The organism is Megasphaera sp. MJR8396C (genome assembly GCF_001546855.1).
In the GTDB taxonomy this organism is placed as follows: domain Bacteria; phylum Bacillota; class Negativicutes; order Veillonellales; family Megasphaeraceae; genus Megasphaera.
Genome location: NZ_KQ958195.1, coordinates 57,967 through 75,167, shown reverse-complemented (window position 1 = coordinate 75,167; position 17,201 = coordinate 57,967). Strand labels below are relative to the sequence as shown.

The window sequence follows — 17,201 nt, the reverse complement described above, 5'->3', positions numbered from 1 at the left end:
ACCCAATTCCCCGTAAGGGGACTGAAACGCGCCGTAGCCGGCTTCGTTGTTAAGCAGGATCGTAGATCGTCGTATTACCCAATTCCCCGTAAGGGGACTGAAACTCCATGTGAGAATGAATTTTCTGGATATTGTTATTGTTGAGTCGTATTACCCAATTCCCCGTAAGGGGACTGAAACGAGTCTCCATGAAAATGGACACAGCCTCGTTCGTTGAGTCGTATTACCCAAATCCCCGTAAGGGGGCTGAACCGGGAAGAATCTGAACCGGTCTCACTCGGACATTTCAATCAGAGACACGCAAAAGCACCGCCGCAGTCGAAACTGCGACGGTGTTTTTTATACCCTAATATAAAGAGCAACGCCCTTGAATCGGAATACCGGGTCAAGGGCGTTGTTGTAACAGTGAGAAATCCTATACATTTATGCAGACGACAGAAAGGATTTGAAATTCTTGAAAGAGTTGCCGATGAAAATACATTATTTGGCAGGATTCTGTGACAATCGTGTAGAAAATATAACGTATAGAAGTATTTGTTCCGTAAAAAACAACATAGATATTGAAAGGAGATTGAATATGTCGGAATTGTCAACCTTATTAGCGAATCAGCAAGGCCTGCTGGAGAGGTTGAAGGTTTTGGATGGTGTCGGAGCAGGACGGAAAAAAGATGAAATTGCAGCTGTGAAGAATGAACTTCAGGCCATGACCGCTGAAGCGGATCGGTTATATAGTGACAGCCGTGACAGACTTTTAGACGCCATCAAAAAGCAGCGCTGGTTCTTCATAAAAAATAAGCCGAAGGTATTCTTGGATCGCAATACAGGCTATCTTTGGGCCAATCTGAATCATTTCCCCTACTGCAAAAAGGGTGGAGGCGGCGATTATACTGAAAAAGAAGCAGCAAAGGTCGTTCAAGACTTTGATGGCGACGGCTATGCGGACTGGAAACTACCTCTCTTTGATACGCTTAGAGCCATTATTTTAGACCCGTCCTTTCCTTTTCGTGAGGGAGGTGGCGATCGTATAGTAAATCATCGTTATTGGCTCTATCGAACGGGTAAAACCGTGCGATGCATTGACCTTGACGATAATTTTTATACTAAGGAGTTAAAAAATGGCAATATCCTTCCCTATAGTCCTATCCTTGTCGCCGGTTCAACCTATGCAGATGACGTTGCTGCTGACAACAAGGTTTATACGGAAAAAGAACGCCTACAATTTACGCTGGATCTCTTCGTCCGACATGAATTGCAGCCCATCTTTACGGATGATTCCATTACGGAATTGTACCACCAGGTATACGTTGAAATACCAAAGCTGATGGCGGATTTACAGACTACCCTTGGGAAGTTGAGCGCGCTTATTCCCTTGTCAGAAACCTTCGACTATCATGATTTTCTGGGCGATTACGATATGCCGGCTATTGATGAGTCGATCATCCAGTATTACACGGCCATTCAACGTTGGATTGGGATGCTGCTTGAAAAATTAGATGAATACGAAAGGCTGAAAGGCGACGTCATCCGGAATTTCAACACCCTCAGTCTGACCTTGTCGAAAAAGTATGAGGCTGATCCCAATTTGACGGAAGCAGAAAATTCCATGCTGGAACGGCGGCAGCGCTTCTTCCGCCAGCGTTTCTCCCTGGATATGAATCAGGTCAAGGAAAAACTACTCTCTGTCAAAGAACAGGCCGATGCCTTGGAGGAACGGCTCGACGACCTCGACGCCAGCGATCAATCATTGACGGCCTGGGCTGCCCTTAATGCCGAATGCCGACCGTCTTTTTCTTTCATCGCCGAAAATACGGCCAAGATCATCAAAAAGGCCTTGCTGAAAATCGAGTATTTCGAATCCCATAAGAAATTAGTCCAAGAATCCATCGCCTTGTGGCAGGCTTGGAGCGATGATTACCGGGTCTTCAAATCGACACGGCGTCAAGAGCTGCAGCATCTCTGTGAAGACGACGCCATCGAAGAAGAAGTGTGGGCTGCATGGTACGAGGATTGGCAGAGCCTTCGACAAAAGATCGAAGAAGGGATGCAGCCCCTTATCGCCTGGAGCTTGAAAGAATTAGTTCTAGATGAGAATCAGGAATTCGTCCAAGGGAAGCTCATGGATCAGCTGGCAGCCTATAAACAGCAGATCGACGACTTCTTCTTGAAAGAACGGAAGGGCATCTATCAGAAGTATGTCTTCCAGCCCGGCGGAGACCTGCAGGATAAATTTGCCGCTGAAAGCGACTTATATAAACGGACCCTGGCCTTTCAAGAAGCTGTTTCGAAGGTTCTCTTTTCTTGCCCGAAAAACGAAGATCGCATCGTCATCTTGAAATGGGCCTATCCGTTGTGGGACCTACAAATCGACGCTGTACTTCAATTTGTAGCCGATCGCAGCCTGGACCAGATCTCTGAAAAAGTACTGCACGACTTTGCCGATTTGAAGAAGCGCAATTATGCCGCCTTCTTAAACGACGCTGCGGCCTACAGCAAGGCCCAGAAAGAACGGGAAAAGCAGTATGACTCCCTGATGTTCAAGATGCGTAAAGAATTGGCATCAAAAGCTTAGCAAAAGTGAGGCGATACTTTGATACGCAGACTTATCCCGTATGGCGGCGTATTTCCTATGGTTGCCCTCGGTACACTCATTAGTGGCGAGTCTGAAACCTGGGAATGTCGCCGTCCTGTCAAGGGTGACCATATCCGGGTCAAACGCTGTGGCGGCCTCTATGCTCATCACGGCATCTATGTTTCTGACGAGGAAGTCATTCATTTTACCGGGACCGATGACGATCGTGTCCTTGACTGGTCCCAGTGCCGCGTCATCAAGACGTCGCTGGCACAATTTTTAGCCGGCGGTACCTTAGAAGTGAAAGATTATACGGATGACGAGTTCTCTGATCTCTATTCCGTCGAGCAAATTGTCCGGTATGCCCGATTTTGTCTGGGAGATTCGGGCTATCATCTTGTCTTTAATAATTGTGAGCATTTTGCCAATGCCTGCACCTTCGGGACTTACCGGAGTCCCCAGGTGGAGCGTGCCTTATCCGGCAAGATGCCCAATGGGGAGGGAGGCCATATGGAATTTTTTACGAAAATCGGCAATGCCATTAAGAGCCTTTTTGGCGGTGGTAGCAACGAGCGGACGACCCATTCTTATAATTATGAGCCGGATAAGGTCAAGATCGCCGAAATTGAAAATGCGACAAGGGTAAAATTGGCCCAATTAAAAAACGAGCGAGTAGATCTGAGTAAACAAATCGAGAGCTCGACGAAAGTGAAATTGGTTCACCTCGAAAACGAACGGGTAGACCTTATCAAACAAGCGAAAATCGATATTCTTCAGTGTGAAACCCAATGCCAAATGGCTCTGAAAGAGGCTCAAGCGCGAGGCTTTCAGATGGTGGCTGAAACCATTATGGAAATGCAGAAGCAGCTCACCGACATGGCTCAAAAACGATTCCTCATCCTGGAAAAGGGTTCCATGTCGGTCATTCATGAGGTCGACGTGATGTACGCTCAATTAAAGGATAAAATTAATCGAGACAACGATGTTTATAATACTGAAAAATTTCCGAAGCTCTTAGAAATTTTAGAAAAATACGATAAGGATTCGCCGGGCCATGCCTTGTATCAAAAACGAATCAACGACGATATGGTGCTCCATATGGAGCATATGTCCCTACAGCTCAAAACGCTTCAAGAGCGCCAAAACCGAATCGTTGATAGTATCTTGGAAGATAAGACTAAAATGATCGATCAGGCCAACGGCATAACCCTTGAAATGCTGACGCACTTAAAGCAGCAAGTCCTCAACTTGCAGGGCCAAGGCGTTCCGAAAGTAACCGGCAAACAGCCTGACTTGCTTCCTCATAAGGACCCGCTGGCTTTGCCCGGAAGCGATACGACCATTGACGCCAAAGATACAGAAGAGCATGACCGGTGAACTGGATCGCCACGGCATATCAAATTTTACACATTTTACACTATGTAAATTATTAAAATAATAAATTACTTTTTTGAATAAAATCCTGCCTTTTAGCAGGATTTTATTTATTCTGTGTCGAATCTGTAATTATGCATATCTATTGTGTCGTAATTCTTTGTATATTTTGCCATAAACGTAGAGGGGTATCCTTTACGGAAGGGATAGAGGGAGTTGATATTGTTGCTGGAAATATGCGAGATTCCCCTGATTTTTCCCAAGGGGAAGGGGGCCCATCCTTCGATGGGTTCTGTCTTTCACGGGGCCTTGATGGAGCTCGTCGGTTCTGATTGGGCGACGGTATTCCATCAAAAGGGAATACGGCCGTACAGTCAGGCCGTTTTTTGGGATGACCGGGAAAAGAGGCCCTTTTGGCGCCTGGGATTCTTGGATGAATCGATTTCGTCGGTCCTGGTGCCGGTCTTAGAAAAGACGAAATCCCTGTCCTTGCATCATCAGGGCTATGACGTCGGCCTGGGCCGGATCCGGTGCCGTTCGATTTCCCTTGATGATGAGGGAGCTGCGACAGGGCCCGTGCCAATAGGGGCTGAAATCCGTTTTTTGACGACGACGAGTTTTAAGCGCAGCGGTGCTTTTGTCCTATTTCCCGAACCAGAACTGCTCTACCAAAGCATTCTCCAGCGCTGGCCCATGATCGCCGGAATGCCGCTGGAGGAAGGTCTTCATCAGGTATTAGGCTATTATACGATGATTCAAGATTATGACCTGCATACGGAACATTTCGGCTTGGAAGGGCACGGCGTCAAGGGCTTTGCCGGATCGGTGACGCTTCGTTTTGGCGGCAGCGAACGAGTGCGGCAAATGGCGGCGCTCTTGCTCCAGTGCGGCACTGCGGCCGGCTTTGGCATCAAGACCGCTTTGGGCATGGGAGCCTCCCAGGTTCGGTTATTGACGGGAAGAGAAGAAGGTCATTTGAAAAGGAGGAGAGGCGGATGAGTGTACAAGCGCTATTGTTTGATACGCGGTCCATTCAAAAGTATATTTTTTCAGGGAATCGGTTAAAGACCAATATCGGGGCTTCGTACATCGTTGAACATATTTTTGACGATGTGTTAGTCAAAGAGATTTTGACCGATCCGGCATTCGGGTTAGGTACGGTCGACAGGGAGAGTTGGAAAACCCGGACGGAGCCGCTGCGTGAATTGCCGGCACCTTGTTACGTCGCCTATATCGGCGGTGGCAATGCCCTGATCCTGTTTAAAGAAGAAGTGGCTGACTGCCGCAAGGCGATCGTAACGGCCTTTACCAAAGCGCTTCTCGTCCGTTATCCCGGCTTGAAGACCGGCGTTGCTATGGGGCCTTTGGATTTATCGGAAAATTTTGAAGATGCCATGAAAAAACTGTATGGTCAGTTAAAGGAAAATCAAAACAACGTTTTCCCCACAGTGAATATTCCCTATACCGGACTGACCCTGCCCTGCGAAGTAAACGGCGAAGCAGCTGATTTTTATGATGATACACACCTCATGGTCCAAGAAGGTTCGCCGCGGTTCTTTTCTCAAGAAGTTCGGGCTAAGACGGCTGCTGCCGCTGAAGCCAATGACGACCTGCATCGGCGCTTTAAAGATCATCTCAAGGGCTATCAATTTCCTATGGAGCTCGACCGACTGGGCCAACGGGAAACGGAGTCCGACATCGCCATCATCCATATCGACGGCAACCAGATGGGGAAGAAATTCAGCGATTGCAAAAGCCTGCATGAGCGGGGCCGATTGTCTTACCAGGTTCGGAAAAATACGGAAGACACCTTTGCCGCGCTCTTAGACTCTATCGTAGCCGAATACGATTCGTACGGTGATTTTCTCGATTTGGAAGAAGGGGTTCTACCCATTCGTCCCTTGATTCTCGGCGGCGACGACATTACCTTTATTTGCCCGGCTCGACTGGCTTTGACCTATACCCGGCGTTTCATGATGACCTTGAACCAATATTTCGCATCCTGCGCCGGCATTGCCATCTTGCCGACGGCTTATCCTTTCTTCCGCGGCTATAAACTGGCAGAACAAGCCTGCGACGCGGCTAAGATTCCGTCACGAGGTAAAAAATCCTCCAACGAATCGTCAAAAGAAGAATCTATGAAATCGTCATGCTGGCTGGACTTCGTCATCCTCCACGGTGAACAGGCTCCGAAACTGGACCAGATTCGCCAGTCCGAATACAAGGGTCACTTTGGCAATATGCACTTTGGCCCTTACCGCGTCGATGACGACGGCGGTGAACATGCCTTAACCCAACTCCTTTCCTGCACCCGTCAATTTACGACGATGCCGGTCAATAAGGTAAAGGAACTGCGGTTTACGGCGCAAAAAGGGAAAGAGGATATTCGAATTTATTTGGAACAGCTGAAGCATATGGGACTTCGTCTGCCTCATGTTGACGGCTGGGAACGCTTTGAAGAGGCGGTATGGGATAAAAAAAGCGGGGCTGCGGCATATCAGACGCCGTACGTCGATGCCATTGAAATCATGGATTACTTTGTCCCGGAGCTGCAATAGGAGGAACGGACTATGGAATATGAAGTACGGATTAAAACGGAATCACCGCTGTGCCTGAATTCCGGGAAAGCCGACGTCAACGTCGACGCCGACATCGTCCATGACGCATTGGGCCTGCCCTATTTCCCGGGAAAACGACTGCGCGGCCTGCTCTATGAAAGTGCCGTTGAAGTCGTTGAAATGGCTGAATTATGCGAGAAAAACTTTGTCGAACGAAAGACGGTAGAAGAGTTGTTCAACAAACGCGCAGACAGCACGGTAGAACTGATCGTCCCCAATTTTCACCTCGAAGACTATCAGGATATGGCCAAAGAATGGAAGTATCTTCAGTCTACTTTCAGTGGACTCATTAGGCCGGAATCGGTCTTACAAACCTATACATCGATTCGCTTTCAGACGGCCCTCGACACCGACGGGACGGCCAAAGAAACGTCCTTGCGCAACATTCGCGTCCTCGACAGCGACCTGACCTTTGTCGGAAAAATCCAGGTCAACGGCGGCGAAAACCGCCACGATCAGGCTTTGGCCTTAGCCGTTTCCAATCTTCGGCGGGCCGGCATGAACCGCAACCGCGGATTTGGACGCCTGGCTTGCACGATGAAAAAACAGGATACCCTGTTCAATCAGATTTTCTCGAAAAGGGGGCGTAGATGATGCAGATTTCCTACGTTACGATTGAAACCTCGGCGCCCGTCGTCGTGACGGCTCCGGGCAGTTCACAGCTCCTCACGGCGAGCAGCGAGTCTTTTAGCGGAACGCTCCTGCGCGGCGTCTTAGCCGGTAAATACGTGACCGACCATAAGCTGGGGAAAAAGGCTCATCAGGATGAAAATTTCATCCGCTACTTTTTCTCCGATCTGCGTTTCGTCAGTGCTCATCCCAGTGTCGACGGCAAACGCGCCATGGTATTGCCCTTATCCCTCATGAAAGCGAAAGCCGCTGACGTCGATAAGCCGATTCTCGATTTACTGTCCGATCAGGGGAAAGCCGGGTATAAAAGCCTCAAAGGCCTGTCCGTCGTCGATGGCGGGACGATTCGCCCCGTCTCTGTCAAATCGAGCATGGCCTTCCATATGAGCCGCAGCGGCGACCATGAACGCCTGAGCGGCCACAGTCAGGACGGCAAGGTCTACACCTATGAATCCATCGATGCCGACCAAACGTTTCAAGGCGCCGTCATCGGTGACGACGCTTGCCTAAAGGCTTTCTTTGAAGACGTCGGCCGAAAGGGAGAACGCTTTACCTGCCGTATCGGTCGCTCGAAACGGACGGAATACGGGACCTGCCACCTGACCTTTACGCAGCCTCAAGATATTCCCGACGAAGCCTTTTCCGAAACGACATGCCTTGTCCTCGATACGCCCCTCGTGCCGACCGATGGTTTTGCCGCCAGGGCTGATCAGGTGTTGCAGGAAGAAGTGATTGACGTTCTCAATCGCAAATTCGGCAACGATGTATTTACGTTGGGCCGTGTTTTCAGTACGTCCGTTTCGATTGAAAACTTTGTCGGCATTTGGCAGATGCGACGTCCTCGCACTATGGCCCTGGCCGCAGGAACGGTCTTTGAACTCCATAAAGATGGTCCCTGGCAGGAGGGAGAGGTACAGGTCCTGCAGCAACTGATGTACGGCGGTGCCGGCGATCGGACCGAAGAAGGATTCGGTCAGCTGCGGCGGTGGAACATCCAAGACCTGACGATGGCCGCTGAAGGCGAAAAGGAAGAACTGGAAGAGCCTTCTAGCTATTCCTTAGAAGTGAAGAAACGGGTCGCCGCGATCCTGGAAAGTCGCATCAAGGAACAGCTTCATAACTTCGCCTATGAAGATGCTGCTCAATTAAAAGGCCTCGAAGGCGGGGCTAAAACGCATATCTTTGCCCGTCTGGAATCGTGGCTCGACCGGGATTTCCACCAAGAATTCCGTAAAAAAACGAGTAAAAACGAAACTATGGGAACCCATCTTCGCCGCCTGCGCCTGTATGGAGCGCCACTCTATGAGATTTTCGACAACAAACAGCAAAATCCCTATGAAACCAAGGAACGTAACGACCTTTTGAAAGATCTCGTTCCGGAAAAGCTTTCCGAAAAGATTGGCTTCAAGCCTCCTAAAGAATCGTATTTTCGTGAATACTGGCTTTGGTTCTTCCGCCACAGCCGTAAGCGGACCGTACAAGTCCGTAAAACTGTATCGGAGGTGAAGAACGATGAAAAATAAAGCCAGCCTTTTATTCAGTGTACAAGTCGAAGGCGTCTTGTCTCTTAAAACGCCGTTACTCATTGGAGCCGGAAAGGAAAAGGACAATACGACCGATATCCATGTCCTGCGCAATAAAAAAGGCCAGCCTTTTATCCCCGGAACATCGCTTGCTGGCGTCCTTCGCCATCTTACCGAAAATTGGGATAAAACGGCGACGCAGCTGCTCTTTGGGTACAGTGACGACCGTCGCGGAGAAGGCCTGCAGAGCGCCATTTGTATCGACGATGTTATCCTTGACAATGCCTATATTACCGTCCGTGATGGCGTTTCCATCGATGAATATACGGGCGTTGCTAAAGATAAGGCTAAATACGACTATGAAGTCGTCGAAAGAGGAGCTCGCGGTACCTTTACCATGACCTGGCAATTACGTCAGAAAGTTGTCGATGACCTGCCGCAATGGAAGGGATTTCTGGACGATTTAGTAAAGCAGTTAGCCTACGGCATCCGCATCGGCGCCATGACGGCGAAAGGCTTTGGCGCGGTGCAGCTTGAAAACGCCAAAATAAAGCTGTACGATTTCAGCCAATACGACGATGTAAAGGCCTGGCTCACGCACACTTCGCCCAAGAATATCTACGACGTAAAGGCCAAAGAACGCTTAGGCGACCAGTCTTTTGTCATCGAAGCCGATTTTTCCTTGAAGACATCCCTCCTCGTCCGCAGCCGTGACGTATCGGAAGCCGACAGTAACGCCAATATCGACGTCGTTCCCATGATGAGCGGTGACGATTATCTCATTCCCGGACCTTCTGTAAAAGGTGTCCTTCGCCATCAGGCAGCCCATATCCTGCGGATCTTAGAAAAATCTCCGACCTTATTGGACGACCTCATGGGCTATTCCCGTGACGACGGGAAAAAGCAGAAGAGCCGCTTCCGCGTCGACGAAGTCTACATTTCACCCCAGGACGTTGCAGCCGTGAAACAGACGCGCAACGCCATCGACCGTTTTACGGGCAGTACCATGGACAGCAAGCTCTTTGCCGAAAAGCCTTTATGGCAGAAAAATAAGAGTCGTTCCGTCGTCACCCTGCGCTTTGCTATCGAAGACTGCCAGGATTGGGAAGCAGGACTGGCGCTATTCCTCTTGAAGGATCTCTGGACTGGCCAAGTGGCCCTGGGCGGCGATAAATCCGTCGGTCGCGGGTATTTGACCGGCCATCATGCCGACATCCGCTTCCAAAAAGACGGAGTCCGCCAGCATTGGGTACTCGAAGAGAACGGCAGCGTAACCAGCGGTGATCCGGCAGCTTTAGAAGTCTATGCAGCAGCACTGAATCGTGCTGTGGAAGGGGAGTGAGCGTAATGAGTTTGGAATTAGCAAAAAAAGGACTGACCCTTGTCGACAGCCCCGTGACCTGGAAGCGAAAGATCCATGAGTCGCAGCCCTTAGGGGACGTCATCAAACAATATATGAAGGATACAGCCAGCCTCGTCGTATGGCAGCGTCAGCAGATTTCCTGGGGACGTTGGGACGGCTCGACTCTCGTCTTTGCCAATAAAGAAACCTTAGATGAAAATCAGGTTATCGAAATCCGTGTCTTTAACGACAATGAAGAACTTCACCTCTACCGCCGTCATGGTGCTTATGAAGGCCGCTACGTCTGCGACGGTACCGGCGAGGTACAAAGCCACGTCGACGCCTTAGCCCGCCTTTGGGGGCATAAGACGAACCATGACGGAACGTTCGCAACCTTGAAGGATGACGAACGATTCCTGTCCATGACCGTACCCTGCCAAGAACAGGCAGACTATTACGGCTTGGTCACGCGCAGTTATATTAATGTCGATGACGAAACGGGGCAGGCCGGTTACACCGATTACCGCTTTGTTCGCATCGAATCAGCTGAAGGGGGGAGATAAGATGAATGAAGATATATTTGATCAGATGAAGGCCCTGGGGCTTGTAGAGTCTACGGAACTGGAAAAGGAAGAACCACAGGAAGAAAAACAAAATAAACAAAAAAAATCCAAGAAACAAAAGCCGATGGATATTACATTAGACCCCAGTTTAGATTCTGACAACTATAAAAAAAGTTGGAACAATAATCCGAATAAAAGCTCCAATAAAAATTCAAATAAGAATAAGAAGGACACCCGTGAAACTTTATATTCTCATGACCATTACACGGATAATTCCCAGGCTCCGAAAGCCGCTGTATCAGCTTATAACTTTGTCCCCTTTACGCGAACGGTGTTGGCGTCGCCCCTCGATGCCATGAAACATGATTTTCGCGGCTACATTGAAAGTCAAAAGACGTACAGCGGTACTTTGGCACTGGAAATTTCCAGTGTGACCCCTCTCTTTGTCGGCGGCGACGATGCCGGAACCTTCTTTTCGCCCACTGGCGAGCCTTTGATTCCCGGCAGTACTCTGCGCGGCATGGTACGAAATCTCTTTAAAATCGTCACGGCCGGTACCATGCGCCGTGACGAAGACTTTACCGATCGCCATCTCTATTTTCGCTGTATCATGGCCGCCGGCGGAAAACAATTGAAAGAACTGAATGCCTATTATGAAAATCGAATGATGTCTGGTGAAAAAAATCCAGAAACAGGCAGACCTAAAAAAAATGCAAGACCGGCTTTTCTCTACCGACTTGAAAAAGATGGAACCTATCATATGGCACCTTGTGAGATGAAATTTGTCCCGATAAATGAATTGGGAAATATAAGAAATAGCGAAGTTCGGTGGAATATGGACGAAAAAAGAGCCTACATTATTACAGGAAAGCAGCAAGACAAGGAAAATGTACGTTATTTATTCGCTCCTCGCTGGGAAGATGCTGAGTTTGTTCCTGAAAGAATCATTCAAGATTACCGTGACGACACGCGGCGCCGAGGAGTCAACCTCTTAGAAGATAGGGGAAGTTCAGAATCACAGTCTCCCCGCTGGCGTGGGGCTGCTAAAAGATTTGCTGATCGCAATGATATCGATTTCATCGTGCCCTGCTTTTATACTAAAAATGAAGACGGAGAGATTACTTCCTTCGGTCACGGCCGCTCCTATCGGATACCGTATAAGAATTCCATTGGCGACCGCCTGCCTGGTGTGTTGCAAACAAATTCTGATATTATCGATTTTTCCGATGCTGTCTTTGGCCGTAAGGAAGATTGGGCCGGCCGCGTATCCTTTGAAGATGCCCATCTGATGGCTCCTGCAAAGTCGGGCTCAAAAGCTCAGATAAAACCTTTATTGGGGGCTAACCCGACGTCGTATCAGCTCTATCTGACCCAACAAGATTGGCCTCCAGCTCACTGGGACAGCGACGCCCCAGTAGAACTTCGGGGCTATAAGATGTACTGGCATAAGAACATCGGAACCAACGATTGGCAACTTAGAAATAACTCTAAAAATCAAAAGATTATTAAACAGATAGAACCACTATTGGCAGGAAATGCCTTTTCCAGCGCCATTCATTTCCGCAACTTGACGGCTGTCGAATTGGGAGCCTTGTTAAAAGTATTCCACCTCCAACAGGATGATAAGGAGGATATCGTCTATAAACTCGGCATGGGGAAATCCCTGGGTATGGGCAGTGTGCGCATCCAATCGGTACTACACCTCGACAATGATCGCTACGGACAGCTCTTTGACGGTGGAAAATGGAAGAAACCGCAGAAATCAGCAGATGTCCGGAATTTTATCGAAGCCTTTGATGCTTATGTCAAAGAACACATCGGATCTGCCGAAAAATCTTATCAAGCGTCTTTGAAGAATCTTCGCATCATGCTTGATTGGAACAATACAAAACGGCCGAATTGGGTTCGCAAGGTCAGTGCTGCCGGCAGTGATAAGGGAACTTTAAAAGGCGGCGTCGATCCACAATTTACCAATCGGGCTGTCTTAGATAAACCGGTTGACATCATAAAATAAGAAGGAGAAAAGGTTGCCCTCATGGGCAGCCTCTCTTTTCATACCTTAAGGAGGATTGTATGGAACATCAGGGAATGCTTTTATTTTTGAGCAGTATAAGAGTGGAGAATAACGGGGAAATTTTACCCAAAATATATAAGAATGGTATCGGGCCTTGCTATACGACTAATGAATCGGCTGTCCGCTATGGTGTACAAAAACACGGACCGATGAAGCGGCTCTTCGTCTTTGCCACACAGACAGTTCAATTACCTTTGACCTATAAGACTAAAGAAGACATAATAAAAGAATATCGCGATGAAGAAGACCATACCTATACCCATCTCTCTTATTTCGAGCATCGCCTGCAACAAGGGGAGCACCCCATTGAGACTGAACTCGAAGTTGCTGACTACGACGAAAATGCGGACATGACGGAGAATATCCAATCTATCGTCGAAATGGCCGCCAAAGTCGACGCCTTCATCGCCAGCTTGCCGAAGGATGATACATTGGTTCTTCATGCCGACTGCACCGGTGGTATGCGGAATGCTGCCATGATCATGATGGCCGTTCTGCGCTTGATGCAGTATGGCGACCGGGTCCGCATCGGCGACATCCTGTACTCGAACTTGAGTAAGAGAATAGTCGAAGAAGGCAATGATATCTACGCCTTATTCGACCTCATCGCCGGTGCAGAAGAATTCGTTCGTTTCGGCAGCGTCCAAACGCTTCGTGATTATTATAAACGGCAATCTATGTCTAAGCAGTCTCCGGAATTGCAGCAGCTCATCAAGGCCATGGCCGATTTTTCCGATGCCATCAGCCTTTGTAACTCTGGTACCTTCCGCGATGCGATCAAGAATCTGAGAGATGCCATGAAAGCTTTCCGTACCAAGTATGATGAAAGTGGTGATACGTCCTTGCCAGATTCTCTCATGAATCGCCTCTATGGGCGAATTAGCCATGAGTATGAAGAACTCCTGCAAAGTGAAGCGGAGAATAAAGAACTAGAAGATATTACTCTCATTAAATGGTGCATTCAGCATGATTATGTCCAGCAGGCCCTGACTCTCTATACAGAACAAGTGCCGGAAATTTTCTCAAATTGTAGAATTGCATCTTTGACGCCTGAAGGAAGAATTCATTTCAAGAAAGATTTGGAGGCAAACGATAGGACGTCGGAGGCTTTTAAGCTCTTTGCAAAACTTAAGGACCAAGATAGAGAAAGTAAAGCCCAACAGTACACCAATAATGTGAAAAAGAAATACTATAAGCTGTTAAGAAAAGAGGTGAATATGATTCCTTCCGCTGTAAAGGACGATCCAAATAAAGATTGGGCAACACAGGCTCAAGAGATAATTGAAGACTATCTGAATAAACATTCTCATACAGAATTTATCGATACAGCTGTTCTCAATGATGCTGAAGGACTGACTGCTAGCCTGTCCATCGTTCAATCGTTAGCGTTGCTCCGGATACCGAACCTGGTTGTGGACGAGAAGATAAAGTTAAGTAAGCCCCAAGAAGATAAATTCAAAGCCTTGAAAGCTGTTTATGAATCTGATCAAGAAACCCAATCATTACAGGGAAAAGAACCTCGTGAACAAGCTGGGTGTTTAATCAAGTTTCTTAATGGTCGAATGAACCAAACCGAGTTTCCAAAACTCTGTTCTGACATTACTATTTTCCCTCGCTATTCCGATCGTTTCATCCACCTGTGGAAAATGAACTGGGTTCATTCGAATATTCCGGAAGATACCCTGCGTCTGCTTTTAGACCAATACGGTAGAATTAAAGATCAACGAAATCATACCAATCACGCCCGAAATGATCATCAACTGAACGCCTTGGGAGATATCAAAGCTTTGTTGAACGAATCCTTAGAAACCATCAACGAAGTTTGCTTCCCTCTGCATATAAAGGCTTCTAAATCAGAAACAGAAAACCCTGAAGAAAACGGCACCGCATAAAAAGGAACACACACATTATTTTTCTCATGCTATATAGTGACTCTCCCTATATAGCATGAGATATAAGGAGGCACACAGATGCATTTTATCAATCTTACACCTCACGACATTCAACTCGTCTACCAAGATCCGGATCTCGATCATGAATCGATTGACATCATTCCGGCCTCGGGGATCCTCGCCCGCTGTGATGTCATCAAGGAAGAAGTCGGCACGGCAGGCCCCGTTCCGGTCTACAATATGACCTACGGTCCTGTCCAAGGCTTGCCGGAACCACAGGCTGACACGGCCTATATTGTGTCGTCTGTCGTAGCTCAATCTTTGGCCGGCAGTCGCGATGACGTCCTGGTTCCCATCGACTTCGTCCGTGACGATCAGGGGCAGATTACAGGCTGCCGCAGCTTAGGGCGATTGTTGAAATAAAAGGAATGTGACGCTATGAAACATATCATGCTGCTTTTTTTGAGCGAAGTTCATCTCGACGACGAAGGGAACTTCTCCAAATCTGACTATAAAACGCTCGACGGCAAGACGATGATGGAATGTATTCAAACAAACGAATCGGCTGTACGCTGGACGGCAGAAACACTCAAGCGTCAGCAGGAGAAATTGGACTGCCTGTTCTATTTTTCGACGAATCGGACGAAAGAAAATATCACCTATAAAGATAAAAATAAACATATCCATAAGTATCATCGGACCCATGAAGCCGTGTTTCTCGATCTAGTACGCCCTTTTGTAGAACACTGCGTCCGCATCGATTATGATGAACGCAGTCAAACCGAGGAAAGTGTTCGCCAGGTCCTTGAAATGGCTGACACCATCCGCTCCTTTATGGAAGAACAGGAATGGGCCCCAGAAGACGCAGCGCTTCATGCCGATTTTACCGGCGGTTTTCGCCATGCGTCGATGATGATGCTATCAGTCATGCAGCTCTTGAAATATCGCGGCATCCGGACGACGGCCGTCCTTTATTCCAACCGCTATGAGAAACAGGTCGAAAATGTAACCGATATCTACCGCATGTTTAACCTCATTTCAGGGTCCGACGAGTTCATCAACTTTGGCAGCACCCGCGAAATCACGGCTTACATGGAAGGCCGACCACAGACGGAAGAAACGGCGGTACTCCTTCAAAAGATGCGTGACTTTACCAATGCCGTCCGAATTTGCCGGACCGGAAAAATCGCGCCCTTGGCCAGGGAACTTCAGATTGCCTTGAAAAACTTTGAAAAGGCCGGCGCCGTTTCTTTGCAGGAAAAGATTTTTCTGCGCATCTTAGCCATCTTTAAAATGGAATATGGATCTCTCCTGAAAGAAGACTTCACAAACCTCGATATCATCCGCTGGTGCGTTGAAAAGGGTTACCTCCAGCAGGCCATGACCCTGTGCAGCGAATGGATTCCCGGGGTAATCGTAGCGTCCCATATCTTTTATCCAATCCGTTCGATCATTCAGGATCAATGCGAGCAAAAGCGGAAGGACTATCAGACGTGGGAGCATTATTTTATCAATACCTATACGCCGATTAATTCGCGCAGGAAGAACGCTCCTCCCAGTGAGGAAGATGTGTTGCGTAAGGTCATTTTACTGTTTTGCAAAAACCGGAATATAGATTTTGTTGCAACGAAATATCCTGAAGCGACGGAAAAACTAAAACCGCTTTTAAATGAATTAATGGCCGGGCAGAAGGCAATCAATAAGATAAAAAGCAGAAACTCCACACCGTCGGCCCTAAAGGCAGCGTATCCGATGCTCTATGCCGTCATCTATTCGCTGTACGTCAAACATGAGGGAGGGGAGGAATTTCATCAAACGGAAGAAGAATTTTTCAGACGTCGGAGGATCGACAAGATCTGTAACTATATAGCGTACTCACCATCCGAAGTGTTTTTTAAACTTATCGGTGTTGAGGTGGCTCCGCCAGTGGAAGAGAAAAAAGAAGTCCCCGTGGCGGCCGGAACCATACCGGGAATTTATCGTTCTGAGGCCAATTGGAATACCCGTCAGAAACAATATTTACGAATGATTGCTTATGGCATCGTTCAATATCGGTCGCCGGCAAAAGGGGCCTTAGAGATTTTGTACGACTACTTTAAAATCCGGGCAGAACGCAATAATATCAACCATGCCAACGCCGAAGACACGATGTCGACGCGGGAAGTCAAAAACTTGGTATTAGACCTGCTGCAGAGAATAGAGAGTCAACAGTAACCTACTATAAAGCGAGAATCTATCCGCTTCAAGAGAGTTTGACCAATTGACAAGATAAGTCAAAAAAGATATACTAAATATAAATAAGGGTAATACGTTAGCCCAAAGAAAACCTATTTCAGGGTCAAAAAACCGGTAGGTTTGAAAATTTCAAAAAGGGCTAAAAATGGCGTAACTAAGGGAAAAAACGACACTGTCCGATTTTGGTTTTGAACCCGGGTCCCCGAAAAAGGCGAAAAAAGCCCGAGGTTTGAAAAAATCGTCTGTGGGCCCGCTCCCAGAGCGGGTACTGAGGGACAGAGTCGTATTACCCATTTCCCCGTAAGGGGACTGAAACTTATGGCGCGAACACTTTTCCACCAGGCCGCGCTTTGTGTCGTATTACCCATTTCCCCGTAAGGG

The 17,201-nt window shown here is 48.0% G+C and carries 12 protein-coding genes; all 12 read left to right on the top strand.

What is annotated here, in order from left to right:
- The first annotated feature begins 577 nt into the window (after positions 1–577).
- Positions 578–2,569 carry a hypothetical protein gene (locus tag HMPREF3201_RS07395; protein ID WP_062412448.1) on the top strand — a complete coding sequence of 664 codons (1,992 nt, stop codon included), beginning with the start codon at positions 578–580 and terminating at the stop codon, positions 2,567–2,569.
- Between the two features lie 18 nt (positions 2,570–2,587).
- Positions 2,588–3,946 (top strand): lecithin retinol acyltransferase family protein, encoded by a 1,359-nt coding sequence (locus HMPREF3201_RS07390; protein ID WP_154254230.1) that lies wholly within the window; start codon positions 2,588–2,590, stop codon positions 3,944–3,946.
- 282 nt (positions 3,947–4,228) lie between these two features.
- Complete coding sequence (gene cas6 / locus HMPREF3201_RS07385) at positions 4,229–4,942, top strand: CRISPR system precrRNA processing endoribonuclease RAMP protein Cas6 (protein WP_062412446.1); 714 nt, start codon at positions 4,229–4,231, stop codon at positions 4,940–4,942.
- Complete coding sequence (locus tag HMPREF3201_RS07380; RefSeq protein ID WP_062412445.1) at positions 4,939–6,501, top strand: hypothetical protein; 1,563 nt, start codon at positions 4,939–4,941, stop codon at positions 6,499–6,501. The genes cas6 and HMPREF3201_RS07380 overlap by 4 nt, the downstream gene beginning before the upstream one ends.
- A gap of 12 nt (positions 6,502–6,513) precedes the next feature.
- Positions 6,514–7,155: an RAMP superfamily CRISPR-associated protein gene (locus HMPREF3201_RS07375; protein WP_062412444.1), complete on the top strand. Its 642-nt coding sequence runs from the start codon at positions 6,514–6,516 to the stop codon at positions 7,153–7,155.
- Positions 7,152–8,714, top strand: coding sequence for a hypothetical protein (locus tag HMPREF3201_RS07370; RefSeq protein WP_154254226.1), 1,563 nt, complete (start codon positions 7,152–7,154; stop codon positions 8,712–8,714). The genes HMPREF3201_RS07375 and HMPREF3201_RS07370 overlap by 4 nt, the downstream gene beginning before the upstream one ends.
- Positions 8,704–10,056, top strand: a complete 1,353-nt coding sequence (locus tag HMPREF3201_RS07365) for an RAMP superfamily CRISPR-associated protein (RefSeq protein WP_062412442.1) — start codon at positions 8,704–8,706, stop codon at positions 10,054–10,056. The genes HMPREF3201_RS07370 and HMPREF3201_RS07365 overlap by 11 nt, the downstream gene beginning before the upstream one ends.
- Before the next feature lie 5 nt (positions 10,057–10,061).
- Complete coding sequence (csx19, locus tag HMPREF3201_RS07360) at positions 10,062–10,619, top strand: type III-D CRISPR-associated protein Csx19 (RefSeq protein ID WP_062412441.1); 558 nt, start codon at positions 10,062–10,064, stop codon at positions 10,617–10,619.
- A gap of 1 nt (position 10,620) precedes the next feature.
- Positions 10,621–12,633, top strand: a complete 2,013-nt coding sequence (locus HMPREF3201_RS07355; RefSeq protein ID WP_062412440.1) for a TIGR03986 family type III CRISPR-associated RAMP protein — start codon at positions 10,621–10,623, stop codon at positions 12,631–12,633.
- Positions 12,634–12,692: 59 nt separating this feature from the next.
- Positions 12,693–14,585, top strand: a complete 1,893-nt coding sequence (locus HMPREF3201_RS07350; RefSeq protein ID WP_062412439.1) for a TM1812 family CRISPR-associated protein — start codon at positions 12,693–12,695, stop codon at positions 14,583–14,585.
- A 78-nt stretch (positions 14,586–14,663) separates the two neighbouring features.
- The gene (locus HMPREF3201_RS07345) at positions 14,664–15,008 is read left to right on the top strand and encodes a hypothetical protein (protein WP_062412438.1); all 345 of its coding nucleotides are present in this window, start codon (positions 14,664–14,666) and stop codon (positions 15,006–15,008) included.
- 15 nt (positions 15,009–15,023) lie between these two features.
- Positions 15,024–16,799: a TM1812 family CRISPR-associated protein gene (locus HMPREF3201_RS07340; RefSeq protein WP_062412437.1), complete on the top strand. Its 1,776-nt coding sequence runs from the start codon at positions 15,024–15,026 to the stop codon at positions 16,797–16,799.
- Positions 16,800–17,201 lie beyond the last annotated feature (402 nt).

What these genes read in the sequence shown, in the direction of transcription:
- HMPREF3201_RS07395 (WP_062412448.1), top strand. Translation starts at nt 578, where the DNA reads ATGTCGGAATTGTCAACCTTATTAGCGAATCAGCAAGGCCTGCTGGAG.
- cas6 (WP_062412446.1), top strand. Translation starts at nt 4,229, where the DNA reads ATGGGTTCTGTCTTTCACGGGGCCTTGATGGAGCTCGTCGGTTCTGAT.
- HMPREF3201_RS07380 (WP_062412445.1), top strand. Translation starts at nt 4,939, where the DNA reads ATGAGTGTACAAGCGCTATTGTTTGATACGCGGTCCATTCAAAAGTAT.
- HMPREF3201_RS07375 (WP_062412444.1), top strand. Translation starts at nt 6,514, where the DNA reads ATGGAATATGAAGTACGGATTAAAACGGAATCACCGCTGTGCCTGAAT.
- HMPREF3201_RS07370 (WP_154254226.1), top strand. Translation starts at nt 7,152, where the DNA reads ATGATGCAGATTTCCTACGTTACGATTGAAACCTCGGCGCCCGTCGTC.
- HMPREF3201_RS07365 (WP_062412442.1), top strand. Translation starts at nt 8,704, where the DNA reads ATGAAAAATAAAGCCAGCCTTTTATTCAGTGTACAAGTCGAAGGCGTC.
- csx19 (WP_062412441.1), top strand. Translation starts at nt 10,062, where the DNA reads ATGAGTTTGGAATTAGCAAAAAAAGGACTGACCCTTGTCGACAGCCCC.
- HMPREF3201_RS07355 (WP_062412440.1), top strand. Translation starts at nt 10,621, where the DNA reads ATGAATGAAGATATATTTGATCAGATGAAGGCCCTGGGGCTTGTAGAG.
- HMPREF3201_RS07350 (WP_062412439.1), top strand. Translation starts at nt 12,693, where the DNA reads ATGGAACATCAGGGAATGCTTTTATTTTTGAGCAGTATAAGAGTGGAG.
- HMPREF3201_RS07345 (WP_062412438.1), top strand. Translation starts at nt 14,664, where the DNA reads ATGCATTTTATCAATCTTACACCTCACGACATTCAACTCGTCTACCAA.
- HMPREF3201_RS07340 (WP_062412437.1), top strand. Translation starts at nt 15,024, where the DNA reads ATGAAACATATCATGCTGCTTTTTTTGAGCGAAGTTCATCTCGACGAC.